Raw genomic sequence first — 23,064 nt, forward strand, 5'->3', positions numbered from 1 at the left:
TACAATGGCGCGGTTTTTTCGAAGACTGGTTAGCGGAAGTAGGTTTTAAAATGGCTCATGCTCATCACGCAGTTCATGCACATGTTCATCATATCGCAGAGAGAAAAGAAGAAAGCTCTCAAGATGATTTAAAAATGAAAGTGATGTTAAGACAAGCAGCTTCGACGACTGAAAAACATAAAAAAACTGATGTGAAAAGTCATCAATCTGAAGATCAAAATATTAATTTGCATAAGTTCTCAAGTAAGCTTGAAAGTATATCTGCCAACCATAGTAAAGAGAAATGCGCCAAGAATATTCGCATTGCTTTACAAGCAGCAGGCGCAGATGTGTCTAAGCATCCGGTAGCAGCTTCAGACTGGGGACATACGCTTGAGAAGAATGGTTATAAGAAAATTAAACCTGCTTTTAATCGTCCTCAAGAAGGCGATATTTATATTATTGAGCGAACAAGTGGCCACACATATGGTCATATTGCGGGATATACAGGGAATGGCTGGTTCTCAGATTTTCGTCAAAAAACCTATGCGGTCTATAAAGAAAAAGACGTGAAATATAGCTATTATCGTCTCGATTCTTAAGCAAGTACGACATAATTTGTCGGGGCATATCCAAATCTGTTTCCAAATTTGGCTTGTGGCACAGTAAAGCACTTGAAAACTCAGGTTGAAAACATCACATTAGGTATTCAGTATTAAGCCATGTCTGCCGATAGTGAATCAAAACGCTCGTCCCCATATTGAAAAAATTTTAGCCCATATGACCCAACTTCCAGGCGTTTATAAAATGCTAGGGAAAGAGGGAGAATTGTTATATGTCGGCAAAGCGAAAAACCTAAAGAATCGGGTATCGAGTTATTTTGTTAAAACTATTGAGCATCCTAAAACTCAGGCCTTAGTTGCCAGAATTTATGATATTGAAACTTTAGTCACTCGTTCAGAAACTGAAGCACTACTCCTTGAGCAAAATTTAATTAAACAGCATCGTCCGCCTTATAACATCATGCTGCGGGACGATAAGTCATATGTCTATATTTTTGTATCGGCAGATAAGCCCTATCCTCGGCTTGCTAGTGGTCGCGGCAAAGGGAAGCACCAAATTGGTAAGTTCTTTGGACCTTATCCAAGTGCCTATAGTGCCCGTGATACTTTACTCGTTCTACAAAAGCTTTTTAATGTACGTCAGTGTGAAAATAGCTACTTTGCACAGCGCAAGCGCCCGTGTTTGCAATATCAGATCAAGCGTTGTTCGGCACCTTGTGTAGGGCTGATTTCACCCGAAGATTATAAAGAAGACATTAATAATAGTATTCGTTTTTTGCAAGGTGATACCAAAGAGCTTAATCAAGAGCTCATTGCCAAAATGGAACAAGCAGCAGCTGAACTTGAATTTGAAAAAGCTGTTTTTTACCGTGATCGTCTATCTTTGCTTCGTGAAGTTCAAGCGCAACAAGCTGTGTTTAAAGTCAAAGGTGAGGCGGATATTCTGGCGATTGCTTATCAGGCTGGCGTGACGTGTGTGCAGATTATGTATGTACGCAATGGGCGAATGCTAGGTGGAAAAAGCTATTTCCCTGACATGCTTGGTGATGATCTTGGGCAAATGCTGAGTGACTTTATGGCAAACTTTTACTTTCAGGTTGCAGATGAAGTACCCAATGAACTGATTGTGAACATTGCATTGCCTGACCGTAAAGAATTAGAAGAAGCATTGGCACAGCAGTTTGGCAAAAAGGTTCAGATTAAGAGTAATGTTCGAGAAACTCGTGCTGAATGGCTAGAGTTAGCCGAAATGAATGTTCAACATGCAATTAAGGGGCAGTTGAGTAACCATTTAGAACTCAATGAACGTTTCCATCAGTTAGAGCAAGTGATTGGAAGACCCGTTGATCGCATCGAATGTTTTGATATTAGCCATACCATGGGCGAAGCTCCAATTGCCTCGTGTGTGGTGTTTGACCAAGGTGGTGCTCGTAAGCGTGATTATCGCCAATTTGCCATTCAAGATATTACCGCAGGCGATGACTATGCTGCTATGCGCCAAGCCTTAACACGACGCTATAAAAAAGCCATATTGCCTGATCTGTTGTTAATTGATGGTGGTAAAGGTCAGCTTCACATGGCGATGGAAGTTATGCAAGAGCTTGGGCTCGATGCTTTTATGGTGGGGGTATCGAAAGGTGAAGGGCGTAAACCGGGCCTTGAGACCCTACATTTTACAGATGGCACGAAAATCCAGTTGCCAGAGGACAATAAAGCATTGCACTTAATTCAGCAGGTGCGTGATGAAGCCCATCGCTTCGCAATTACTAAACACCGAGCTAAACGTGATAAACGCCGTAGCACTTCAGTTTTAGAAGCGATTCCAGGATTAGGTCCAAAGCGCCGTCGAGATTTATTAACTCATTTTGGTGGGATTCAAGGTGTTTTAAAAGCCTCTGAAAAAGAGCTCACGCTTGTGCCTGGTTTTGGTGAAATGATGGCTCGAACGATTTATAAAATTCTGCATGAATAAGCATCGTTTTAAAGGCGGAGTGACAAAATAGCTCGCCAATTACTAAAGGATTGACCATTCACATTCTAAACAAAATGAGGAAAGATCGTCCCTAATAACACTTTTGTTTTAGGGAAAGGAATGTCTTTGCTGCAATTGTTTGAAGAAATAAAACAAAAGGAATGGATTGAAATACCTGAAGGGTGGTTGCAAGGACGAACAGTGTTTGGCGGTCTTGTTGCGGGATTGCTGATGCAAAAAGCATGCGCCAATATTCAAGATCCAAATAAAAGATTATTAAGTTGTAGTGTTACTTTTGTGGGGCCTGTTCAGCAGGGGCCTGCTCAATTGACTGTTGAAATTTTAAGGGAAGGAAAGTCGGTCACTACACTTGAAACCCGTTTATGGCAAGATGGCGCGGTACAAACTATTTTGGTCGCAAGCTTTGGTGTGCCTCGTGCGTCGAATATTGAAGTACGGCAAGAACCTATTGTGCCAATTTATGCACCACCTGAAGATTTACAGCCGATTCCTTTTGCTAGACAAATGCCAGAATGCTATCAACATTTTGATGTATGCTGGGCAGAAGGTCATTATCCTGTTACAGGAAGTCAGTATGCTGACTTTGGAGGATGGTCAAGGTTCTCTCCAGAGAGGCATGAAAATCGTCAAATGACATTGCCAGATTTAATTGTTTTGATGGATATTTGGCCACCTGGTGTATTGCCGATGTTTAAACAAGTTGCTCCTGCAAGTTCTTTAACTTGGCACATTACCTATGTCCATCCATTTCCACATCAATTATGTGACTGGTTTAAATATAAAGTGGTGACTGAATATGCTGGTGAAGGTTATTCCACGGAATATGCCCATCTTTGGGACCAAAATGATCATTTAATTGCAATTTTACGGCAAACTGTTACGGTATTTACTTAAGCAGTCCACTTCCTCGATTCGTATATTTCGTATAAAGTGGCTGTTACAGATAGATACAATATTGAAGAATGTATTTTTGTCTGTTACAAGATGCATGAAGACTAAATTGGCGGTGTTTATGACCACAGGGCGAATCCTGAATATCCCAAATATCCTAACGTTGGCGCGTATCGCGCTTATTCCTGTATTTTTGGTGATTGCGTATTGGCCGCCTGCAATGGGTATTGGTGAGCAAGCAGGAAATATGAGTCGTCATATTATCTTAACGGCTATTTTTGTGTTGGCTGCTATTACCGATTGGTTTGATGGCTATTTGGCACGAACTTTAAACCAGACTTCAGCATTTGGCCGTTTTTTAGATCCAGTTGCAGATAAGCTCATGGTGGCGGCAGCACTTATTGTTTTGGTGCAGTGGAATCCAACCATTTCAATGGCTTTTGCGGCAATTGTCATTATTTCACGGGAAATTACAGTTTCTGCTTTACGTGAGTGGATGGCAGAACTTGGCGCAAGAACGAGTGTAGCTGTATCGACAGTAGGCAAATATAAAACAGCTTTTCAGATGATTGCCATTAGTGTGTTCTTACTCAATTGGCAGCCTTTAGAAATGTTGGCTTATGCGTTGTTATATACAGCAGTCATTTTAACTTTATGGTCAATGTTTATTTACCTTAAAGCAGCTTGGCCGTATTTAAAGCAACCTTAAGCTCAGATTGAATGATTAAGCCTTTCTATAATGAAAGGCTTTTTTATTTTCAAAAGTGCAAGAATCGGGTCGTCATGGGGCTTTAGCTACTTTAATGTAAGATATAAGTGCTAAGGAGGTGACACATGCAAATGCTTTCTTCTCGGCAATTTGCTGTAATTGCCAATGTAATTGAATATTTATATGAACATCTAGACCAACAACCGAGTCTGGACGATGTTGCGAGCCATATGAATTTAAGTTCAGGTTATATCCAACGTCAGTTTCAGGAATGGGTGGGTATTAGCCCGAAAAAATTTGTCCAATATATGAGTTTGCAGCAGGCTAAATATTATTTGCTACAAAAGCGAAGCTTATTAGAAACTGCTTTAAACACTGGTTTGTCGGGTACTGGTCGTTTGCACGATCTGTTTATTCAGCTCGAAGGGATGACACCTGGTGAGTATAAACAGCAAGGCGAAGGCGTGATTCTTAATTATTCGGTTGAGACCAGTCCATTTGGTGAGCTGTTGGTGGTAAGTAGTGAAAAAGGCATATGTTCTATACGGTTTATCGAAACTCACGACAATATTGAAGATTTAATTAAACAGTATTTTCCAAAAGCCCAATTGAAAAATCAGTCACCGATTTGGCATCAACAAGTTGCAGAGTGGTTCGAACAAGATTTTTCAGAACACTTACAGCAGAAACTTCCTCTTAATTTGGCTGGAACTCCATTCCAGTTGCAAGTCTGGGAAGCTTTACTGACCATTCCAGAAGGTCAATTACGAACCTATCAAGATATTGCTGAGCAAATTGGCAAACCTAAAGCAGTTCGAGCCGTTGCCACCGCAATTGGACAAAATCCGATTGCATATTTGATTCCCTGTCATCGAGTGATCCGCGCAACAGGAATGGTCGGAGAATATCATTGGCAAAAGGGGCGTAAATTGGCATTGTTAGCTTGGGAGATGTCAAAGCAACATGGAGAGACCGTATGACCTTGGATTTATTTTCTCCAGAGCCTTGTGAGAATTTATTACCCTACGATGGTGAAGTTCAGGACTATGGTTGTATTTTAAGCCCAGAAGAAGCTGAACAATATTTTCACTATCTTTACCAGCACCTCGCGTGGAAACATGACGAGGCTAAGTTGTATGGCAAGCACTTTATTACAGCTCGAAAAGTTGCATGGTATGGAGATGATTACTATCAATATAAATATTCAGGTGTCGCACGTGATTCGTTGCCCTGGGACAAAGCACTCGCCAAATTAAAACAACAGGTAGAGCAAATACTTTCAGAGAAATTTAATTCTTGCTTAGCAAATCTCTATGAAGATGGAACTCAAGGTATGGCTTGGCACAGTGATTCGGATGTGTCTTTGGCAAAAACCACAACAATCGCTTCTTTAAGCTTTGGTGCTACCCGCAAATTTTCTTTTAGACATATTCAAAGTAAAGAGAAAGTTGAATTGTGGCTCCAACCAGGTCAACTCATTGTGATGCGTGGTGAAACTCAACAATATTGGCAACATCGTTTAAATCGTTCAACAAAAATTCTACAACCACGTATTAATCTTACTTTCCGGCAATTTCACTTCTTATAAAAATTGGGCAAGAAAAAAGCCCATGATGGCAACATGAGCTTATTCCTCTGAGGGGGATGCTTCTATTGATGAGCTGCTGATGAAAAGAATCACCAATAGGAGCTAAAATCATAATATGAGAATATTGTGAGATATTCAATATTTTAAAGTGTAAGAAAAGGTTAAATTATCATAAGGTGGAGTTTTAGATTTCACCTTTTTCCGATAACTCCATAAAACGCTGCTCAATAAGTGCTGCATTTTCTTGTAAAATTTCGATGAGCTTTTCAACATTTAAAAAATCAAAACGATTTTTAGAGGCAACTAGAGTTAAAGCTAAAGGTACTTCTTTGTTCGAAAAACGTACTGGAACGGCAAGCCCAGAAACATTTGGGTCAATCTCACCTTGTGAGAAATAGAAGCCTTGTTTTTTAATTTTTCGCATACGCTGAATAAAGCTCGGTTCATCTTCAGCAAAACCTGATTGTTTTAATTCTTGCTGATAACGAAGATAGTAATCTTGCATCCGTTGTTTACTTAAATGCGAAACCATCGTTTTTGGAGATGACCCAACGTAAATCGGTCTTGGGCAGCCTCGACCATATGAGAGTAGTTCAGTGTCTTTAAATATTTCATGATGAATGTCGATGCAATAGTCATCATTTAAATAGGTAAGCAAGCAGCACAGTTCGGTGCGCTCTACAATATTTCGCATAAACGGTGTGCTGATTTGAACTAATGGGTCTGTTGTGCGAGATATATAGTCAAGAACTGCAATTTTTGAGCCTAAGGTATAATCGCCAGATGTCCCATTAATGCGTTTTAATAGATCAGTAGACACTAGTTCTTTGAGGTAACGGTAACTGGTTGGTTTAGACAAGCCAAGTTCTTCGCAAATAATATCGACATTAATGACTGGACGCGAAACTGAAAATAAGTCCAGTACGGTTAAAATTTTGCCAAAACTTGAAATTGCCATAGTGTCTTGTTCGTATCCTTTAACAATGAGTCATCTTTGAGTTTTTATAACAGAAAAAAAGAGAATTTGTCTCAATTCTAAAATAAATGCCTGATTTGAGTATTTTACTCTGTCAAAGAGAAAACTTCTCTTGGCTAATACATCATATACGATAATTAAAAAACATATCAAATTATCAAATAGAGATATTTTAGTTGACTAAATTCCTTTATTTTGAAAAAATTGCCAAACAAAATATCTAATCGAGAAATTAGTCGGTTCTAGGCGAATTTCTTGATACCTCTTCTTTCCAAAGTTTGGCCGTTTAAATAGCGCCCAAATTGAAATCATCTGGGCCAATCAGGCAGGATGTGGAAAAATCATTGTATTGAAGGATGCTCCTCATCTCATTTGCTTTTAGGCAAATGGCAAAGTTTTGTTGTCTCTAGAAAGACAATTGAACATTGAAGGGCATGCTCATCAGTTCAAATCTGTATTTGAGATGAGTTCATGTTATTAAAGCAAATACTGGCGTTTCGCCCGAGTAGGCTTGATCTGATCTTTGCAATAAAAACATTTATTGCCGGAATGTTGGCGTTATTTGTTTCATTTGAATTAGATCTGATTAACCCGATGTGGTCGATTGGTACAGTCCTGATTATTGCCAATCCTTATTCTGGGATGGTGTCCTCTAAGTGTGTCTATCGTGTTATAGGAACGATGGGGGGGGCAGTGGTTGCCTTAACGCTAACGCCACATCTCATTAATACACCTTGGTTGTTTACCGTGGTGTTGTCGTTGTGGGTGGGGTTTGCACTTTATGTGTCTTTACTTGACCGGACTCCACGCAGTTATGCTTTTATGCTGGCGGGTTACTCGACAGCCATGATTGTCTTCAATGCGATTACGTATATTGATCAATACAATATTTTTGATATTGCTTTAGCTCGGGTCATTGAGATTTCGATTGGGGTGATTTCAAGTGCTGTGGTTTCTGCCACGATTCTTCCAATGCACATTGGTTCTGCGATTAAGCAGCGCGTCATCAAAACGCTTAAAGATACAGAGAATTTGTTTGCTAATTTATTAACTGCTGACCCTCAGCAGAACAATACTCAACTTTTAGCCACTATTACTCGCGACACCACAGATATTCATGCTTTGGCAGTACATTTGAGTTATGAGAAGGGTGAGTTGCATGGCATGACCAAACCCTTGCAGGAAATGCTTCATCAAATCTCAATGGTCGTTGCGAATCTGGTTGCTTTATCTGAACGTATTAAGCAGCTTCAAGAACTTCGGTTTATCGAAACTCATTCAGAAAAACTGCAACAGCTCTCAGCGCATGTTGTACATTTTCTGGAGCAAAAAGATTTAATTATTGATGAAAATATTTTGCAGTTGCCAGATGAGTTTGAAAGTGATTTCTTGAGTTTAATGGAATCGGCTTCTACACATCAGCAAGTTTTGGTCGCTGCTATGAAAATGGATGTACGCCATTTCATTAGCAATGTTTTAGCGGTTAAAGTCTTGTGGCAAAGAATTCAGCAAGGCAATAAAGAAATCCCTGACAACATTACGCCAATGACCACCAAATATCCAAGTTTACACCGTGACCATGGTGTAGCTATTCGAGGTGGCATTAGTGCAGTCCTTATCACATTTATTGTGACTGGGGTCTGGATTATTTCGGGATGGAAAGCTGGATTTATGATGGCGCAAATGGGCGCAGTAACAGCCTGTATTTTAACGGCCTTAGATAATCCTGTTCCGGTTTTGCGTATTTTTATCTGGGGCAGTATTGCTTCAGCAGTTTTAGTCTTTGTTTATGCATTTGGTATTTTCCCTCATGTCACCACATTCTGGGAACTTGGACTGGTTTTATTGCCAATGTTCCTGTTTGCTGTGTCTATGATGGCCAATCAAATGCTTATGCCAGTAGGCATGGTTTTGGGTATTAATACCATGATGGGCCTGAATCTACACAATGCTTATAGCATGGATGCGGTGTCTTATCTTGATGGTTCTTTTGCCATGATTTTAGGCGTTTTAGTGTCTTTAGTTGTCATCGATGTTGTTCGTGCAATGTCTCCAGATACGAGTGCCAGCCGTATTCTGGCCTTGCATTATCGTGCAATGAGACAAGCGATCTACTTGCCTTATGGTCTTGATTTTAAAGTTCACCTGCGCAGTATGCTGGACCGAATTGGAATTCTTAACAGTAAAGTAGTGCAATCTAATGAGATTAAAACCTTAATTCATCAAGCATTGATTGAGTCGAGCAGTATTGTCGATTTAAGTAGATTACAAGAACTGGCAAATCAGACTCCTCAAAATTCGGAACTGGCTCATCGCATCGGAAATTTGCAACAAAATCTGGATGAACTGTTTAGAGCTAAAGAAAATGATGTAGATAATACGGTGGCTTTGGTTGAGCAAATCCATCACGGTTTATTTGAATTAAAACAGCTTGCTTCAAATATTGAAGATATGACGATGCGACAAAGATTACTCATTTCACTTAACAATATTGCTTATAGCATGTGTCATGTTTCATCAGATCAAATGAATGAGAACAGTACCTTGAGAGGAGCGACAGCAAATGGGTGAGTTTAATGTTTATGGTATTTACGTGCCTTCTTTGCTCGTTCAAGCCCTCTTGGCATATATATGTTTTCGTGGGTTAAGTCCTTTGACCAACAAGTGGATTGCACAAGGCTGGATTGCATTACCTAGTATTTTCAATTTGTGCTTTTACCTTTTATTGCTTTTGGTAATACATCAAATTTTTGTTGGGGTGGGTGCGTAGAGATGATTGCGAAATTAAAGATTGAGTTAGGTGAGTGAAATGAATCAGGTGGATTTGAAAAAGGTCATCCGTCCAGTAATTTTGATTGTCGCATTAATGGTGGCGGTCTATACCATTGTGCATTTGTGGAACTACTATAATGCAGCGCCGTGGACACGCGATGGTCGAGTGCGTGGTGATGTTATTCAAGTATCTTCGGATGTCGCTGGCCTTGTCACAGAAGTATTGGTTCAAGATAACCAGACTGTAAAAAAAGGTCAGGTGCTCTTTAAAATTGATGTTTCTCGTCGAGCTTTAGATGTAGAGCAGGCCAAATCGGATTTAGCAAAAGCAAATGCAGCCTTTGCCCAAGCGCAGGCGGGTTTGGCACAAGCAAAAGCGAACTTGATTAAATCGGCCAGTAATATCAAATTGGCCGAGAAAAATGCCGGTCGTTACTCGAACTTAATGGATGGCGCTATCTCTAAACAAGAACAAGACCAAGTGTTTGCTACACGTGATCAATCCCTTGCAGAGCATGAGCAACTCCAAGCGGCAATTCAGCAGGCTGAGGCAACTGTTAAGCAACAACAGGCACTCATTGAGGTTGCAACGAGCAATTTGCATTTAGCCGAGCTTAATATGCATCGTGCTGCAGTAATTGCTCCAGCTGATGGTACGTTATCTAACTTTGATATGCGCCCAGGTAACTATGTTCAAGTGGGGCAGGCTGTTGCAGCATTACTTGATCGTAAACAGCTCTATGTGGTGGGCTATTTTGAAGAGACTAAGTTAAATCGTATTCATGTAGGCGATCAGGCTACTGTGCAATTAATGGGTGATAACCAGAAAATTAAAGGTCATGTACAAGGTATTGCATCGGGTATTGAAGATCGTGAGCGTTCAAGCAGTTCGAAGCTTCTTGCTAATGTAAATCCAACTTTTAGTTGGGTTCGTTTAGCACAGCGTGTGCCTGTGAAGATTGTATTAGATGAAACACCGAAGAATGAACTTGCTTTTGTCTCTGGACGAACTGCGACTGTGCATATCGTTGAAAAATAAAATCGAAATGATTTAATTAAAAAAAGCATGTAGTTTTAATTACATGCTTTTTTTGTTTTATGGCGTTAATCCAACTGGATTTCGATACCAACTCTGAATGAGTAGTGCAGCAGCAAAACTATCAGCCGAGAGCTTTTTTGCTCGACCTTGTTCTTGGTAAAAGCCTAGCTCTTCTCTTGCTTCACGTGTAGTTAAGCGCTCATCTACCATCAACGTTTCTATGTTGGTTTGATGACGTAAACGTCTCGCAAATTTGCGGGCACGTGTAGATAGTTCTGACTCACTATCATCCATATTTAATGGCAGGCCAACCAAAAATAAATTCGGTTGCCATTCTTTTACAATTTTTAAGAGTTGATCCCAATTTGGGATGCCATCTTTCATAACAAATAGAGGGAGAGGGTTGGCACTTTCAATTGAAGACTGGCCAATCGCCATTCCCATTTTTTGAGTACCAAAGTCAAAAGCCATAATCGATTTTGATTGTGTTTCGGTCATTAAGCGTGTCCGATTTCAGATGCTAGCCACGCACGATCTACACCAATTTTTTTATAAGCTGCATCCCAACGGTCGTCATAAGGCAGGTTAAAAATCAAATCCATATCAGCATCACAAATGAGCCAGTCACCACGCGTAATTTCGTCTTCTAACTGATTTTTGCTCCAGCTCGCATAGCCTAAAGCGATCTGATATCGACCTACGCCTTCATTATGGGCAATCGCATCTAGAATATCTTTACTGGTCGTAATACAAACATTTTCACCTACAGCAATAGATGAATGCCATGTTGGTTGTCCAGTATGAAGAACAAATCCAGCTTCAGGACGTAATGGCCCACCTTGTAAAACCGCATGTGGATTTACATTGTCTGCTTCAATGTCGAGATCATTGAGTAATTCTTTAATTTGAATACCAGAAGGACGATTAATAATAATGCCTTGAGCACCTTCTTCATCATGACGGGCAAGATAAATTACAGTGTTTGCGAAAAAGTCATCTGCCATTTCTGGCGGGGCAATCAGACAACGGTGAGTCAGATATTGTTTGGTCACCTAAGCGGTTCTCCCTCAAAAAATGTCACTAGAGGGCCTCTCGACCCTTTTATCTATATAGGTTCTTTTTATCAACATACAAGAGTTAATCGGATTTCGCCAATCTTTTTCTCTCATTTTCTTTATTAATTTGAAGAAGCCTGAAATTTAAGTTGGCGTAATTGTTTTGCGTGCTGCAAGGTTGTTTCATTAATTTCAACCCCACCTGACATGCGAGCTAACTCAAAAATGATTTGATTTTCATCAAGTTCTACAATTGTACTGCTGGCTGGGTCAGTTTGTTGTTTTTTCACTAATAAATGCTGATCAGACTGTGCAGCAACTTGTGCTTGGTGAGTAATACATAAGAGCTGGACATGTTGTGCTAAGTCAGCAAGTAAACGTCCTACAACTTCTGCGGTACCCCCACTAATCCCGACATCAATCTCATCAAACACCAAAACTTCAGATTCAGTTTTTTCTGCATTCATGACTTGCATTACGAGGGCAATACGAGAAAGCTCACCACCTGAGGCCACTCGTGCCAATGGTTGTGGAGGAATACCTTTATTGGCAGTAAATAAAAGTTGAATAAAGCTTAAACCCTCTGCGCCTGGCTGCTCTAATGGTTCGAACTTAAACTCGAAGTGTGCCTCTGGTAGCGCTAAAGGTTTCACTTGTTCAGTTAATTGTTTTGCAAGCGGAGCGGCAGCTTCACGACGAATATTGTCTAAATGCTGAGCTTTTTCTAAAAATTCCTCATGCGATTTTTCAACTTGTTCTGCCAATGTTTCTGGGTCTTCAAGTTGATGCAATTGCTCAAGCTCACTTTGCCAAGTTTCGTATTCTTCTTTAAGTGTTTCCGGTTGAGTGCGGTATTTACGTGCCAAACGATGGAAGACTTCAAGTTTAGAGTTGAGTTCTTCCATTCGCTCGGGATCAAAACTTTGACGATCTATAAATTGACGCAAATTTGCCGTTGCATCGTCTATTTCACTTTGAGCATTCAGTAAAGAATTATAGATCTCAGAAAGTTGTTCGCTGCGCCCCGCATGGGACTCTAATCTGCGAATAATCGAAGATATTTCTTGGGTAATGTTCTGCTCAGCTTCATCTAAGACATTTAAGCTAAAGCTACAGTCTTGCATGATATGTTCATGATGGCTCAGTCGATCAAACTCTTGCTCAATTTCTTTATAGTCGGTTTGAATGACCTCTTCGAGTTCTTCAATTTGGTGCTCTAAAGTACCAATCCGTTGTAGGCGGGTTGCTTGTGCGTCTAGGGCTGCTTGGTGCAAACGGATGGTACGTTGCCATGAGCTATAGGCTTCACGGACATCATTCGCTTCAGCATAAAAATTGTTATAGCGATCTAGCCAATGCTTTGGATAAGGCGGTTCAAGCAGCTGCTGCTGGCTGTGCTGACTATAGAGTTGAACCAGCAAACGCCCTAACTCTTTAAGTTCAGATAGACTGCTCGGGCGCCCATTAACCCATGCCTTACTACGGCCAGTTGCAAAAATAACACGACGTAAATGAATTTCCCCAGAATCATCATCTAGCTCATGGTCTTGGAGCCATTTTGCTTCAGGACTATTATTCTGATAGGTGAAAACCGCGGTAATATCCGCTTTGTCCGAACCATAACGGACATAATTTGTATCTGTACGTTCCCCGAGGCAGGCAGAGAGTGCATCCAGTAATAATGATTTTCCGGCACCTGTTTCGCCTGTTAGAACATTAAATCCCTGTTCTATATCAATAGCTAAATGATCAGCTAATGCAAAATTAATTAAAGTTAAATGTGTGAGCATAAACGCATCCAACGCGCCAAATTATGGGTTAAAGATAGAGAAGTTTTGAATTTGCTACAAGTGATCTATTATTCTAACTGAAATTATAGAACAGCAAGATTGCGGATATTTACAATGAAAAAAACATTCAGCTTACCGAAACCACCCATAGGGATGGTCAATCGTCATAAAAAAAACAATCCTGCAGAAATGAATAAAATTTTAAATCAACATTTTAATGCATTTAAACAAGCAGCTGCACAAGGGGATTATGCCAAAGCTTATCAACATGTTAAACAAGCTGTTAGCTTAGTTCCTAAGCATCCGGGAGCTTTATCTGACTTGGCTTATACCGAATTACGCTTAGGCCGTTATAACGAGGCCTATCAACATTATTTACAAGCGATTCAGGTGAGTGGAACTAACGTAAATACAAACTTATATGATGGACTCACAGAAGTTTGTCATCATTTAAATAAAAAAGAAGAAACGATCAAATTTGGACGTTTAGCAATTACAACTAAAAAAGAACTAGCGAAGAGCGAACCTGTTTTATCGATTCCAGATCATGCACCGCCAGCATTTAGTACAAATCCTGAAGAAAATATTATTGCCTTCTCATTATTTGGAGCAAATCCTCGCTATTGTGAAACCTCTATTTTAAATACTCAGCTAGCCAAACAGATTTATCCAGAATGGACGTGTCGATTTTATGTCGATGATACTGTACCAGTACTGGTGCAACAGCGCTTAAAAGAGAAGGGCGCGCAAGTGGTACAGGTGACCGACTCTCAAAAGCAGTTATCAGGGTTGTTCTGGCGTTTTTTTGTGATGGATGATCCTACAATTAAGCGTTTTCTAATACGTGATGCTGACTCAATTGTGTCGCACCGCGAAAAGGCGGCTGTAGATGCATGGCTCAAGAGTGATAAATGGTTTCATTTAATGCGCGATAATTATTCTCATACTGAGTTAATTTTGGCTGGAATGTGGGGTGGGTGTACAGGGATTTTTCATAATATTGAAGCACATATCAGGGATTATGTTGCCACCGGACGTTATCTGGATAATCGGGTGATGGATCAGCATTATTTGCGTTATTGTATTTGGCCGACTTTAAAGCAGAGTGTGCTTATACACGATAGCCAGCAATTCGATTCAGATGCTATCGATTTTCCAGCTTATGATCTGGCGTTAATGCAAAACGACAGTGATAATTTTCATGTAGGAATGAATGACGGTTCACCGGTAATTGCTACAGCAGTTGTCCATCCAACGGCGCAAAAAGTGTGTTGGATACTCCTAGATGAAAATCAGGTCGAAGTTTGCAGATACGATGCAATTGTGTCGAATAGTCGAAATATTGAGATTAACTTACCTTATGCTTTTGCCAAAAAAATTCAGGCACAGCAGTGGAAATTACAAGTCTATCCGTATGAAAACTGATTGATTAGTTATTTAGGCACAATTAAACTACATTCATCATAATTTATATAAATACGGCATTATCTGGAGAATCTGCATGAGTTCAACCCAATTTGATCATGTAACGGTCATCAAAAAATCAAACGTTTATTTTGGTGGAGCATGTATCAGCCATACCGTGCAATTTGAAGATGGAACTAAAAAAACATTAGGTGTTATTTTGCCGACTGAGCAAGCTTTAACTTTTGAAACACATGTTCCTGAGCGTATGGAAATTATTTCAGGCGAATGTCGCGTAACAATTGCAGACAGCACTGAAAGTGAATTGTTCCGTGCAGGCCAATCATTTTATGTACCGGGCAACAGTCTTTTTAAAATCGAAACTGACGAAGTACTCGATTATGTATGCCATTTAGAAGGCTAAGAAATTCCTGTTCAAATCGGGTACACTATGCCCAAAGAAATCCTGTGAAGTTGGCTTTGCAGGATTTTTATTTTTTTGCTCAAACGTTGTTAGAGGTCATGCATGGCAAAACAGGAATATTATTATGGCGTTCATTCAGTGGAGTCATTGTTAGAACTTGAGCCGGAGCGTGTGCTAACCCTGTTTACTTTAAAAGGACGGGATGATCAGCGTTTGCAAAAGATTTTGCAATTAGCAGAGCCTTTTGGAATCAGTGTACAAAAAGCAAGCCGCGATAGCCTTGAGAAACTTGCAGGTTTACCATTTCATCAAGGTGTAGTTGCCGCAGTACGTCCACATCCTGTCTTGAATGAGCAAGATCTTGATCAAATTTTAAGAGAAACTCCAGATGCCTTGTTGTTGGCATTGGATCAGGTGACAGACCCGCATAACTTAGGGGCCTGCATTCGTACCGCCGCTGCGATGGGCGTGCAAGCTGTTATTGTGCCTCGTGATCGTTCGGCAAGTTTAACGCCAACTGCTCGTAAGGTTGCAGCGGGTGGAGCCGAGAAAGTTAAATTTATTCAAGTCACCAATTTAGCTCGTACATTGGCTCATCTTAAAGAAACAACTCATGTACGCGTAATTGGCACTATGCTTGATGAAAGTGCGTTGCCACTTCAAAAATGTGATTTCTCTGGCGCAGTTGTGATTGTAATGGGAGCTGAGGACACTGGTTTGCGTCCTATTACACAGGCGCAGTGTGATCATAAAGTTTATATTCCGATGTCAGGAAATCTACAAAGTTTAAATGTCAGCGTAGCGACAGGTATGGCACTTTATGAGGCTTGCCGTCAGCGTTCTGAGGTATAATCTCGCTGCCTTTCTAGTTTTTAAGTCATCTTGATATGTCTCCCCGTAAGCAAGGTTATTTCTTTGTATTGGTGACCATGTGCATTTGGGGTGGGTTTACGCTTTTTGCCCGTTTAAATGCACAGTGGCATATCAGTGCTTGGGACATTGCCGCACTGCGTTTCGCTATAGCCTTCCTAATTTTAATGCCCATTTTAATCTATAAAAAAGATCTCGCTTTTTTATGGAGTAAGCATGCTGTTATTTTGGCCTTGATTGGTGGGGTCATTTATTGCCTCACCGTCTATACCGCTTTTCTCTATGCTCCCGCTGCCCATGCTGCAATTTTCTTAAATGGTTGTATCCCAATTTGTACTGCGTTTGCAGCATACATTTTATTTAGGCAGCCGTTTGATAAGCATACATGGGTCAGTCTGGTAATTATGATTACTGCCTTGGTCCTCATGAGTGTTTTGATGTTGCAAGGTAATGCTTCTGCTTTTGGCGTGGGTGATTTGCTTCTTTTTATTAGTGCGATTTGGTGGGGTATTTTCACTGTATTACTTAAACAGTGGAAACTTTCTGCATGGCACTCTATGGCAAGTGTTGCGATTTGGTCTGCAATTATTTACTTGCCCATCTATGCTCTATTTTTACCAAAGCATTTTATGGAAGTTAGTCCTGTCCATTTAGCGATACAGGGCATTTTCCATGGTGTTTTTGTGGTTATTATTGCAACGCTGACTTATGTGGCAGCGATTCAGCGACTTGGTGCTTTTAAAACAGGAAGTATTGTGACTTTGGCGCCGTTTATTGCTGCCATTTTAGCGGTACCTTTACTCGGTGAAGCATTAAGCCCATCTATTGTTGTGGGCTTAGTCGGAATGGGAATCGGCGCCTTACAACCTTGGCGATGGTTCCGACCAGATAGCTTGGCACAGCAAATTAAGCAGCAAAATAAATCAAATTAGTTTGTACGCTTTAAATAACTTTGATGTAATGGCTCTAATTGCTGATGTAAATGTTCGAGTAATCCGTCATTAAACACAATGTCATTGGCAAGTTCGCGTTTACGCTCGCGTGGCATTTGCGCTGCAATAATTTTCTGAATTTGTTCTTGGTTTTGCCCATCGCGTTGGCTTGCACGCTGAATTTGAGTTTGTTCACTGGCATCAACTAATAAAGTGTGATTAACCAATTCATGTTGGTTAGTTTCAAACAACAATGGCGAAACTAAAATCACATAAGGACTTTTGGGGCTTTGTAGCTGTTGAATAATAGATTGGCGAATGGCTGGATGCGTGATTTTCTCGAGTGTTTGTCTTGCTTCAGGATTTTGAAAAATATATTCGCGTAGGGCACGACGATCGAGATTACCATCGGATTGAAGCACCCAGTCTCCAAAAGTTTGTTGGATTTTTTGCAGGGCAGGTTGGCCCTTTTCAACCACTTCGCGAGCAACGATGTCGGCATCGACGACTTGTATTCCTTGGGATTCAAACCATTGTGTTGCAGCAGATTTTCCACTGCCAATACCACCTGTGACTCCCAGAATAAAAGCCATCTTAACCTCCCAAATAGATTTTCATAATCTGGTCACCCCATAAAAAGGCAACCCAACCTGCAATGGCAATGTAGGGCCCAAAGGCAAAGGGCTGATTGTCATTGCGTAATTTTAATAAAATGATGCCAATAATTGCACCGAGTAAAGATGACAATAACACAATTAATGGCAGCATCAATGGCCCCATCCACGCGCCTAATGCGGCAAGCAATTTAAAGTCGCCGTAGCCCATGCCTTCTTTGCCTGTAATCACTTTAAATAAGTAATACACAATCCAAAGACATAAAAAACCAATCAGGTAACCCCAAATGGCTGAGTTAGGCGAGGTGTAAATATTAAAGGTGTTAATGCCCAAACCAAGCGCAGCCAAAGGTAGGGTAAAACGGTCAGGTAGCAGCTGAGTATCAAAGTCTATAAAGGTGAGGGCAATCAGGACCCAGGTCAGGACTAGGCCGAAAAGCATTTGTACGGTTGGACCAAACACCAGGACCACAACTAGTGAACATACCATTGTTAATAGTTCAATCGCTGGATAGCGAATGCTAATAGGATGCTGGCAATGGCCACATTTACCTTTTAAAACCAACCAACTGATGACTGGGATATTTTGATACCAATGGATGGGCTGATGGCACTCTGGACATGATGAAGCAGGCTTACTTAAAGTCAGTTTTTCATGATCAATGATTGGTTGTTCAGGATCGAGTAGCATTTGACATTCTTGCTGCCAATCATGTTCCATCATTTTTGGGGTGCGATAAATCACCACATTAAGAAAGCTACCAATACATAGGCTCAATAATGCAACTGCAATATAAAGTGCAGTTAAGTTTTGAATAAAATAAGCAATAATTTCTTGCATTATATGACTGAACCCATTTGGAAAATTGGAAGATACATAGCAACAACCAGACCACCTACAAGTACTCCTAAAATTGCCATAATTAAAGGCTCCATCATTGAAGTTAAGCCATCAACGGCATTATCAACTTCATTTTCATAGTAGGTTGCAACTTTATCGAGCATGCTGTCTAACGCACCAGATTCTTCACCAATTGCGACCATTTGTATAGCCATAGATGGAAAACGATTTGAAACCCGCATCGCAAATTGGAGTTGCTGACCTGTAGCAACATCTTCACGAATTTTCATGACAGCTTGTTCATAAATGACATTGTTGGTTGCACCAGCCGTTGATTCAAGTGCATCAATGAGCGGGACACCAGCTGCAAAAGTGGTTGCTAAAGTACGGCTATAACGGGCAATAATTGCTTTGTAAACCAGATCGCCAAAGATAGGTAGTTTCAGGGTAAGTTTGTCTAAACCATCACGGAATTTTTTACTACGCTTTTTAGCCTCCATGAAACCAGCAATAATTGCAACAATTACAATAATCATAATGAACCAATATTCTTGCATCCATTTCGACATATTTACGACCATTTGTGTAAAAGCAGGTAAATTTGCACCAAAGGAAGAAAACAGATCTTGGAAGACGGGAACAACTTTAACCATCAAAATAATGGTAACAATTACAGCAACCACAAGAACCGTTGCTGGATATTTCATAGCCTTCTTGATTTTTTGCTTGAGCAATTCACTTTTTTCTTTGTAAACTGCCACACGATCTAGCATGGTTTCAAGCGCACCAGACTGTTCACCGGACTCTACAAGAGAGCAAAATAATTTGTCGAAGTGCTGAGGATACTTTCTTAAAGCTGAGGCAAAAGTGCTACCCCCTTCAACTTCACTTTTAATACCGAGTACCACATCGCGCATAGCTGGGTTTTCTAGACCTTCTGCCACAATTTCAAAGCCTTGTACCAGTGGGACACCAGCTTTCATCATGGTTGCAAGTTGTCGCGTGAAAATCGTGATATCGAGCGTTGATACCTTTTTCTTAAATAAACCTTCAAGAATATTTTTACGCTTTTCTCGAATATTACGGACAGTTACACCTTGTTTGCGTAGGGTGACTTTCGCTAAAGCCATATTTTTAGCTGGAAGTTCCCCCTTAATTTTTACGCCTTTACGATCAACCCCATCATAAGCAAAAGTCGGCATCAATTGTGCCTTTTTGACAGTCATGACATTATCCTTATTTTAAATTGTCTTTTATTCACTGGTTACGCGATTGACTTCTTGTAAAGAAGTAACACCTTGCATAACTTTCTTTAAACCTGAGCGACGTAGATTATTAAACCCCAGTTTTTCAGAAGCGGCAGCGATTTCTAAAGCATTGCCATCTTCCATAATAATCTTGGAAATCTCAGGTGTGACTTTCATTACTTCATAAATACCAACTCGACCTTTGTAACCCTCACGACATTCTGGACAACCGACTGGTTGAAAAACTTGAAAATCGGGATGTGTCAGATCTTGTGCGGTAAAACCCATTTCCAATAGGCTTTGTTTAGGAATGTCAGTAGGTACTTTACATTGAGAACATAGTCGACGTGCCAAACGCTGAGCAATGACCAGATTGACCGATGTCGCAATATTGAAAGACGGAACCCCCATATTGCGTAGACGAGTCAGTGTTTCAGGAGCACTGTTAGTATGTAGCGTGGACATCACCATATGACCTGTCTGAGCCGCTTTAATCGCGATTTCAGCTGTTTCTAAATCACGAATCTCACCGACCATAATAATGTCAGGGTCCTGACGTAAAAATGACTTAAGTGCAGCTGAAAAAGTCAGACCTACCTTAGGGTTCACGTTAACCTGATTAATGCCTTCAAGGTTAATTTCGACTGGATCTTCGGCAGTAGAAATATTAGCACTTTCAGTATTTAATATATTGAGGCCTGTATATAAAGATACAGTCTTACCAGAACCTGTCGGACCTGTGATTAAAAGCATACCTTGTGGCTTATCTAATGCTTCCATAAAGAGCGCTTTTTGCTCTTCTTCATATCCTAGAGCATCAATTCCCAGCATAGCACTCGATGGATCGAGAATACGTAGAACTAGCTTTTCACCAAATAAGGTCGGAAGAGAGTTCACACGAAAATCAATTGCTTTAGATTTTGATAGCTTGAGCTTGATACGACCATCTTGAGGGACACGCTTTTCAGAAATGTCCATTTGAGACATCACTTTTAAGCGTGAAGCCAAACGATTAGCCAGTTGCAGAGGTGGATTTACAATTTGACGCAAAACGCCATCGACCCGATAACGGACCCGATACGATTTTTCATAAGGTTCGAAATGTAAATCAGAAGCCCCCATACGAATCGCATCAATCAATAACTTGTTAATATATTTAACAATAGGTGCTTCATCGCCTTGCGGAGTATCCTCATCTTCTTCTGGAGCAGTTGAGGTATCAAGATCTACATCTAGATCAAACTCTTCATCACTAAACTCGAAATTACTTTCTTCAGTAAATTGCTGTACCAGAATTTTCTCGAGTTTATGGTGCTCGACAATAACTGGCTCAACCATAAGCTTGCTGTTGAAGCGAATAGCATCAATAGCATCAATATTGCTGGGATTACTGGTTGCAACATATAAAATCTGTCCTCTTTGTACGAGAGGCAAGATCCGATGTTTTAAAATCAGTTTCTGATCGACCAAATCTTTAGGAATCTGGCTGGTATCGTAAACGTCCAGATCAAAATATGGTTCAGCAAATTCAATAGAAATTGTTTCAGCTAATAAAGAAGGGGAGAGATTAACCTCTTCAATCAGGTACGCAACAGTATCCTGTTTAGCTCTTTTTGCTGCATCTAGTGCTGCTTGCATGGTCGCTGCCGACACATGTTTTTCTTCAACTAATCGTCGAAAAAACCCCGAAAATTTTGGAGATGTATGTATGACTGACATCTGCCTACCTGTGCTCATATGTTTATAATTGGTATATAAAAAATTATACTTTTGTTATCTAAAATTACTACCTGAGAAAATGATGCTCTCGTCTTGATCCATATATTAAAGCTTGAACCAGTCGAAGTTTTTATTCATTAATTTTTTAAACGCGGAGCTTTAGTCTTAATAAAGTTTTATGACTGTTTTCAAATAGTAGAAAAGATATGAGCAAAGCCGTTAAAGAAAAGTATCTGAAATTTGTAGAAATGCGTGTAGAATGTGCTGCATTTTTGATGAAAGGTGAGCCGTATGTCGGGTTCGACGATTACGCCTTGGGTAGTTGGCAACTGGAAAATGAACCCAATGCGTGCCAATGCCAAACAACTTATAGAAGAATTTAAACAACTATTGCAACAAAACGAAATTGCAGATGAAAGCTGCCATGTCGGAGTTGCTCCGGTTTCTATTGCACTTGCAATGGTACAAACACAATTGCAAGATGCTGCAAAAACAGTATATACAGTTGCACAAGATGTATCGCGTGTAGCAGGTACAGGCGCCTATACTGGTGAAGTCAGTGCAGAATTATTAAAAGATAGCCAAATTAATTTTGTATTGGTGGGTCACTCTGAACGCCGTGATTTGTTAGGTGATAACGTTGAAATTTTGAAGGCAAAACTCCAAAATTCTTTAAATGCAGGCTTAACTGTCATTTATTGTGTGGGTGAAAGTCTCGAACAACGTGAACAAGATTTGGCAGAGCAAGTTGTATTGCAACAAATCTGTGATATAGCTCCTGTAGTGACTGCAGAGCAATGGCAAAAGCAAATTGTAATTGCTTATGAGCCAATCTGGGCAATTGGTACAGGTAAAACTGCTTCACCACAAGATGCACAGGCAATGCATGCTAAAATCCGTGAAGGTTTAAGTCAGATTACTTCTGCGGGTCCAGACATTGCGATTTTATATGGCGGTAGTGTAAAAGCTGAGAATGCAGTCGAGTTGGCAGCATGTCCAGATATTAATGGCGCGTTGGTTGGAGGTGCTTCGTTAAATGCAGCATCTTTTTACCAAATCGTACATGCCTTTGCACAAAGTAAATAACGAGGATAGGGTATGCACTCTTTTGTACTGATCGTACATATTATTTTAGCGGTACTGATGATTGGCTTGATTCTAGTCCAACACGGTAAAGGTGCGGATGCTGGTGCTTCTTTTGGTGGTGGCGGAGCAGCAACCGTATTTGGCGCATCGGGTTCAGCTAATTTCCTTACTCGCCTTACTGCTATTTTAACGGCACTGTTTTTTGTGACGAGTTTAACCTTGGCTGTTTTTGCAAAAAAACAGACTACTGAGGCATATAGTTTGAAATCTGTACAAACAACAGCACCAATTCAAACAACATCGCCTGAAACTTCACCAAATGCACCAAAAACGGGTCAATAATTCGAAATAGGGCTTTCCTTTTATAATTGGAAGGACTAGAATGCGTCCCACAAGCTGCGGTGGTGGTGGAATTGGTAGACACGCTACCTTGAGGTGGTAGTGCCTTCGGGCGTGGGGGTTCAAGTCCCCCCTTCCGCACCAACTTTGAACCAGAAAGTTGAGTGCAAGCAGTTTTTTGATGCGGGATGGAGCAGTCTGGTAGCTCGTCGGGCTCATAACCCGAAGGTCGT

The 23,064-nt window shown here is 40.5% G+C and carries 23 protein-coding genes, 1 tRNA gene and 1 pseudogene; 17 read left to right on the forward strand and 8 right to left on the reverse strand.

The window, feature by feature from the left end; translation table 11 throughout:
• Window positions 1-50 precede the first annotated feature (50 nt).
• The 6 genes from ODQ17_RS16090 (at window position 51) to ODQ17_RS16120 (ending at window position 5,723) form a co-directional block, all read left to right on the forward strand.
• Window positions 51-581, forward strand: coding sequence for a CHAP domain-containing protein (locus ODQ17_RS16090; protein ID WP_322904975.1), 531 nt, complete (start codon window positions 51-53; stop codon window positions 579-581).
• A 133-nt stretch (window positions 582-714) separates the two neighbouring features.
• The gene (gene uvrC / locus ODQ17_RS16095; RefSeq protein WP_005301786.1) at window positions 715-2,514 is read left to right on the forward strand and encodes an excinuclease ABC subunit UvrC; all 1,800 of its coding nucleotides are present in this window, start codon (window positions 715-717) and stop codon (window positions 2,512-2,514) included.
• Between the two features lie 120 nt (window positions 2,515-2,634).
• Window positions 2,635-3,429 (forward strand): thioesterase family protein, encoded by a 795-nt coding sequence (locus tag ODQ17_RS16100; protein ID WP_322904966.1) that lies wholly within the window; start codon window positions 2,635-2,637, stop codon window positions 3,427-3,429.
• A gap of 118 nt (window positions 3,430-3,547) precedes the next feature.
• On the forward strand, window positions 3,548-4,135 hold the full coding sequence (gene pgsA, locus ODQ17_RS16105) for a CDP-diacylglycerol--glycerol-3-phosphate 3-phosphatidyltransferase (RefSeq protein ID WP_004795051.1): 588 nt from the start codon (window positions 3,548-3,550) through the stop codon (window positions 4,133-4,135).
• A 125-nt stretch (window positions 4,136-4,260) separates the two neighbouring features.
• Window positions 4,261-5,115 (forward strand): methylated-DNA--[protein]-cysteine S-methyltransferase, encoded by an 855-nt coding sequence (locus ODQ17_RS16115; protein WP_111855656.1) that lies wholly within the window; start codon window positions 4,261-4,263, stop codon window positions 5,113-5,115.
• Window positions 5,112-5,723, forward strand: a complete 612-nt coding sequence (locus tag ODQ17_RS16120; RefSeq protein WP_199944920.1) for an alpha-ketoglutarate-dependent dioxygenase AlkB family protein — start codon at window positions 5,112-5,114, stop codon at window positions 5,721-5,723. Before ODQ17_RS16115 ends, ODQ17_RS16120 begins: the two co-directional genes overlap by 4 nt.
• A gap of 184 nt (window positions 5,724-5,907) precedes the next feature.
• On the opposite strand, the gene ODQ17_RS16125 is transcribed toward ODQ17_RS16120, so the two are convergent.
• On the reverse strand, window positions 5,908-6,681 hold the full coding sequence (locus tag ODQ17_RS16125; RefSeq protein ID WP_322904967.1) for an IclR family transcriptional regulator: 774 nt from the start codon (window positions 6,679-6,681) through the stop codon (window positions 5,908-5,910).
• A 367-nt stretch (window positions 6,682-7,048) separates the two neighbouring features.
• Between ODQ17_RS16125 and ODQ17_RS16130 the strand changes: the two are divergent.
• The 4 genes and pseudogenes from ODQ17_RS16130 (at window position 7,049) to ODQ17_RS16145 (ending at window position 10,510) form a co-directional block, all read left to right on the forward strand.
• Window positions 7,049-7,180: pseudogene (locus tag ODQ17_RS16130) on the forward strand (hypothetical protein).
• Window positions 7,171-9,270 carry an FUSC family protein gene (locus ODQ17_RS16135; protein ID WP_322904968.1) on the forward strand — a complete coding sequence of 700 codons (2,100 nt, stop codon included), beginning with the start codon at window positions 7,171-7,173 and terminating at the stop codon, window positions 9,268-9,270. Before ODQ17_RS16130 ends, ODQ17_RS16135 begins: the two are co-directional and overlap by 10 nt.
• A complete protein-coding gene (locus ODQ17_RS16140; protein WP_004795042.1) occupies window positions 9,263-9,469 on the forward strand; it encodes a DUF1656 domain-containing protein in 207 nt (68 codons plus the stop codon). Before ODQ17_RS16135 ends, ODQ17_RS16140 begins: the two co-directional genes overlap by 8 nt.
• Window positions 9,470-9,508: 39 nt before the next feature.
• On the forward strand, window positions 9,509-10,510 hold the full coding sequence (locus tag ODQ17_RS16145; RefSeq protein ID WP_004795040.1) for an HlyD family secretion protein: 1,002 nt from the start codon (window positions 9,509-9,511) through the stop codon (window positions 10,508-10,510).
• Between the two features lie 57 nt (window positions 10,511-10,567).
• Here ODQ17_RS16145 and ruvX read toward each other — a convergent pair whose 3' ends face one another.
• The 3 genes from ruvX to recN all read right to left on the reverse strand — a co-directional run bounded on the left by ruvX (window position 10,568) and on the right by recN (window position 13,355).
• A complete protein-coding gene (gene ruvX / locus ODQ17_RS16150; RefSeq protein WP_004795038.1) occupies window positions 10,568-11,008 on the reverse strand; it encodes a Holliday junction resolvase RuvX in 441 nt (146 codons plus the stop codon).
• A complete protein-coding gene (locus ODQ17_RS16155) occupies window positions 11,008-11,562 on the reverse strand; it encodes a YqgE/AlgH family protein (protein ID WP_003654562.1) in 555 nt (184 codons plus the stop codon). Before ODQ17_RS16155 ends, ruvX begins: the two co-directional genes overlap by 1 nt.
• 125 nt (window positions 11,563-11,687) lie before the next feature.
• Window positions 11,688-13,355 carry a DNA repair protein RecN gene (gene recN / locus ODQ17_RS16160; protein ID WP_005301808.1) on the reverse strand — a complete coding sequence of 556 codons (1,668 nt, stop codon included), beginning with the start codon at window positions 13,353-13,355 and terminating at the stop codon, window positions 11,688-11,690.
• Between the two features lie 114 nt (window positions 13,356-13,469).
• Between recN and ODQ17_RS16165 the strand changes: the two genes are divergently transcribed.
• From ODQ17_RS16165 to ODQ17_RS16180, 4 genes are all read left to right on the forward strand, one after another.
• A complete protein-coding gene (locus tag ODQ17_RS16165) occupies window positions 13,470-14,780 on the forward strand; it encodes a tetratricopeptide repeat protein (protein ID WP_322904969.1) in 1,311 nt (436 codons plus the stop codon).
• 76 nt (window positions 14,781-14,856) lie between these two features.
• Window positions 14,857-15,183, forward strand: coding sequence for a pyrimidine/purine nucleoside phosphorylase (gene ppnP, locus ODQ17_RS16170; protein WP_004795031.1), 327 nt, complete (start codon window positions 14,857-14,859; stop codon window positions 15,181-15,183).
• Between the two features lie 102 nt (window positions 15,184-15,285).
• A complete protein-coding gene (gene rlmB, locus ODQ17_RS16175; RefSeq protein ID WP_004795029.1) occupies window positions 15,286-16,035 on the forward strand; it encodes a 23S rRNA (guanosine(2251)-2'-O)-methyltransferase RlmB in 750 nt (249 codons plus the stop codon).
• 35 nt (window positions 16,036-16,070) lie between these two features.
• Window positions 16,071-16,985 carry a DMT family transporter gene (locus ODQ17_RS16180; protein ID WP_322904970.1) on the forward strand — a complete coding sequence of 305 codons (915 nt, stop codon included), beginning with the start codon at window positions 16,071-16,073 and terminating at the stop codon, window positions 16,983-16,985.
• Here ODQ17_RS16180 and coaE read toward each other — a convergent pair.
• From coaE to pilB, 4 genes are read right to left on the reverse strand one after another with little or no spacing between them, the layout of a single operon-like run.
• Window positions 16,982-17,578, reverse strand: coding sequence for a dephospho-CoA kinase (coaE, locus tag ODQ17_RS16185; RefSeq protein WP_322904971.1), 597 nt, complete (start codon window positions 17,576-17,578; stop codon window positions 16,982-16,984). The genes ODQ17_RS16180 and coaE overlap by 4 nt on opposite strands.
• Window position 17,579: 1 nt before the next feature.
• Window positions 17,580-18,440, reverse strand: a complete 861-nt coding sequence (locus tag ODQ17_RS16190) for a prepilin peptidase (RefSeq protein WP_322904972.1) — start codon at window positions 18,438-18,440, stop codon at window positions 17,580-17,582.
• Window positions 18,440-19,666, reverse strand: coding sequence for a type II secretion system F family protein (locus ODQ17_RS16195; RefSeq protein ID WP_322904973.1), 1,227 nt, complete (start codon window positions 19,664-19,666; stop codon window positions 18,440-18,442). The genes ODQ17_RS16190 and ODQ17_RS16195 overlap by 1 nt, the downstream gene beginning before the upstream one ends.
• Before the next feature lie 27 nt (window positions 19,667-19,693).
• Entirely contained in the window at window positions 19,694-21,406 is a 1,713-nt protein-coding gene (gene pilB, locus ODQ17_RS16200; RefSeq protein WP_322904974.1) for a type IV-A pilus assembly ATPase PilB, read from the reverse strand.
• Window positions 21,407-21,697: 291 nt separating this feature from the next.
• On the opposite strand from pilB, the gene tpiA reads away from it, so the two are divergent.
• From tpiA to ODQ17_RS16215, 3 genes are all read left to right on the forward strand, one after another.
• Complete coding sequence (gene tpiA, locus ODQ17_RS16205; RefSeq protein ID WP_005301831.1) at window positions 21,698-22,492, forward strand: triose-phosphate isomerase; 795 nt, start codon at window positions 21,698-21,700, stop codon at window positions 22,490-22,492.
• 12 nt (window positions 22,493-22,504) lie between these two features.
• Window positions 22,505-22,834, forward strand: coding sequence for a preprotein translocase subunit SecG (gene secG, locus ODQ17_RS16210; RefSeq protein ID WP_004795012.1), 330 nt, complete (start codon window positions 22,505-22,507; stop codon window positions 22,832-22,834).
• Between the two features lie 56 nt (window positions 22,835-22,890).
• Window positions 22,891-22,975, forward strand: a tRNA-Leu gene (locus ODQ17_RS16215).
• Window positions 22,976-23,064 lie beyond the last annotated feature (89 nt).

This window comes from Acinetobacter sp. IRS14, from assembly GCF_034650275.1.
Lineage (GTDB): Bacteria > Pseudomonadota > Gammaproteobacteria > Pseudomonadales > Moraxellaceae > Acinetobacter > Acinetobacter oleivorans.

Excerpts from the sequence above, each read along its gene's own strand:
- ODQ17_RS16195 (WP_322904973.1), bottom strand. The coding sequence starts at position 19,666 with ATGACTGTCAAAAAGGCACAATTGATGCCGACTTTTGCTTATGATGGG.
- ruvX (WP_004795038.1), bottom strand. The coding sequence starts at position 11,008 with ATGACCGAAACACAATCAAAATCGATTATGGCTTTTGACTTTGGTACT.
- pgsA (WP_004795051.1), top strand. The coding sequence starts at position 3,548 with ATGACCACAGGGCGAATCCTGAATATCCCAAATATCCTAACGTTGGCG.
- ODQ17_RS16145 (WP_004795040.1), top strand. The coding sequence starts at position 9,509 with ATGAATCAGGTGGATTTGAAAAAGGTCATCCGTCCAGTAATTTTGATT.
- rlmB (WP_004795029.1), top strand. The coding sequence starts at position 15,286 with ATGGCAAAACAGGAATATTATTATGGCGTTCATTCAGTGGAGTCATTG.
- ODQ17_RS16180 (WP_322904970.1), top strand. The coding sequence starts at position 16,071 with ATGTCTCCCCGTAAGCAAGGTTATTTCTTTGTATTGGTGACCATGTGC.
- ODQ17_RS16165 (WP_322904969.1), top strand. The coding sequence starts at position 13,470 with ATGAAAAAAACATTCAGCTTACCGAAACCACCCATAGGGATGGTCAAT.
- recN (WP_005301808.1), bottom strand. The coding sequence starts at position 13,355 with ATGCTCACACATTTAACTTTAATTAATTTTGCATTAGCTGATCATTTA.
- ODQ17_RS16190 (WP_322904972.1), bottom strand. The coding sequence starts at position 18,440 with ATGCAAGAAATTATTGCTTATTTTATTCAAAACTTAACTGCACTTTAT.
- ppnP (WP_004795031.1), top strand. The coding sequence starts at position 14,857 with ATGAGTTCAACCCAATTTGATCATGTAACGGTCATCAAAAAATCAAAC.
- ODQ17_RS16135 (WP_322904968.1), top strand. The coding sequence starts at position 7,171 with ATGTTATTAAAGCAAATACTGGCGTTTCGCCCGAGTAGGCTTGATCTG.
- ODQ17_RS16125 (WP_322904967.1), bottom strand. The coding sequence starts at position 6,681 with ATGGCAATTTCAAGTTTTGGCAAAATTTTAACCGTACTGGACTTATTT.
- ODQ17_RS16100 (WP_322904966.1), top strand. The coding sequence starts at position 2,635 with ATGTCTTTGCTGCAATTGTTTGAAGAAATAAAACAAAAGGAATGGATT.
- ODQ17_RS16115 (WP_111855656.1), top strand. The coding sequence starts at position 4,261 with ATGCAAATGCTTTCTTCTCGGCAATTTGCTGTAATTGCCAATGTAATT.
- ODQ17_RS16140 (WP_004795042.1), top strand. The coding sequence starts at position 9,263 with ATGGGTGAGTTTAATGTTTATGGTATTTACGTGCCTTCTTTGCTCGTT.
- ODQ17_RS16120 (WP_199944920.1), top strand. The coding sequence starts at position 5,112 with ATGACCTTGGATTTATTTTCTCCAGAGCCTTGTGAGAATTTATTACCC.
- secG (WP_004795012.1), top strand. The coding sequence starts at position 22,505 with ATGCACTCTTTTGTACTGATCGTACATATTATTTTAGCGGTACTGATG.
- pilB (WP_322904974.1), bottom strand. The coding sequence starts at position 21,406 with ATGTCAGTCATACATACATCTCCAAAATTTTCGGGGTTTTTTCGACGA.
- coaE (WP_322904971.1), bottom strand. The coding sequence starts at position 17,578 with ATGGCTTTTATTCTGGGAGTCACAGGTGGTATTGGCAGTGGAAAATCT.
- tpiA (WP_005301831.1), top strand. The coding sequence starts at position 21,698 with ATGTCGGGTTCGACGATTACGCCTTGGGTAGTTGGCAACTGGAAAATG.
- ODQ17_RS16090 (WP_322904975.1), top strand. The coding sequence starts at position 51 with ATGGCTCATGCTCATCACGCAGTTCATGCACATGTTCATCATATCGCA.